The organism is Vibrio sp. 1F279, from assembly GCF_041439815.1.
Classification (GTDB): domain Bacteria; phylum Pseudomonadota; class Gammaproteobacteria; order Enterobacterales; family Vibrionaceae; genus Vibrio; species Vibrio tasmaniensis_A.
Genome location: NZ_JBGOOU010000118.1, coordinates 1 through 1,261 on the forward strand (window position 1 = coordinate 1; position 1,261 = coordinate 1,261).

The following is a 1,261-nucleotide window of genomic DNA, read 5'->3' on the forward strand; positions in this document are numbered from 1 at the left end:
GAATTTGTTAGGCATATTACGCAGGCCTGCGCCCCTCTGCGGCGCTTTTTGCAATAGTGAAGGCAGCCCACCTTCGAGGCCATCTGAGGTAATAATCCCAGACGGCAATCTCATTCGTTACAGCGACCAATTAGGAAAACGTTTGAGGTGATCTTCTAATCGAAGTTTCCCTTCGCGCTTTTTGGCCCGCTCTGCTCTTTTCGCCGAGAGCGTTAACGTTTTATTCGCCTTTGATGAAAGATTAAAAGCGATACCGACTTCCTTGTTCTCAACCATACATTTTGATTTAAAATTCATACAAAAGTCTTCCTAAATAGACAAAACCGAAATGACCACGTTCAGGTCGAAACATCGATGAGCCATTTCATCGTTCAACAGAGCCTAAATTTTAAGTGGTTTGTGATTTACTTCTCATTTCTTGCATTTTACATAATGTAAATAATACGCACCAAATTAAGGTGCTGATTTTAAAGAAAATAAATGGGGTTTTAATGTTGGCGCTATTGTTATTAGACATAATTAATATATTAATTATTTTAATTTCACTCCCTCAATGTGCTATAAATTTTTCTAAGGTTATTTGTTATCTTTTTGTTATTTATCGGTTTTTTATCCGTGCGTATTATTTAGATTATGTAAAGGGAAAAACCACAAGGTTACTTAAAGATTGAAATATCAGGCGACGCTGCGCTATACTTGCTTTAGGTCGTTAAGGTTAAAACACACTACATTGGCTGCTAACCAGTAGTGCCCTATGTAGTGTGTTTTTTCTAAGATTTAGAGTGTGTTAGAGGTGGTACTCTGACCATATAGCACTTGCAAAAAAGCCGGCTTCCCAATAGTAGCCGGCTTTTTTGTGTCTAAAAAACGGGATTTGATTTGTTTCTTCGGTTGAGATAGCGTGAAATTTCACCGTTTGGACAACCAATCTAAACACTCCCCAAAAACCTATTGGACCTCAAAATATGACTCCTTTGACTCAGCCTTGGCGTGGGCTAAAGCCCAAACAACACATTCTCAATCACACCGCTTGTTTATCCCTCGGGATGAAGTGCTGTGTGCTTTAAACGTGGACGGTGAATGTTATGAAGACGCCTGGACACGACTCCTCCCCTCCCCCGCTCGATAAATCGAGTTACGATGCGGAGTATCGCCGTAAGCGTAAGGATCGGAAGCTGGATTTGATTGAATTGTATCAACGTGTCGTTGAAGAAGAGAACGCGCGGAACCCTAAGACGCCTTTTGAGATCGGATTTAAGTC

The 1,261-nt window shown here is 40.7% G+C and carries 1 protein-coding gene; it reads right to left on the reverse strand.

Annotated features, from left to right (window positions below):
• Positions 1 to 117: 117 nt before the first annotated feature.
• Entirely contained in the window at positions 118 to 297 is a 180-nt protein-coding gene (locus tag ACED60_RS25665) for a TraY domain-containing protein (RefSeq protein ID WP_136984473.1), read from the reverse strand.
• Between the last annotated feature and the right edge of the window lie 964 nt (positions 298 to 1,261).

Bases quoted from the DNA above. Each gene is read 5' to 3' on its own strand.
- ACED60_RS25665 (WP_136984473.1), bottom strand. From the start codon at position 297: ATGAATTTTAAATCAAAATGTATGGTTGAGAACAAGGAAGTCGGTATC.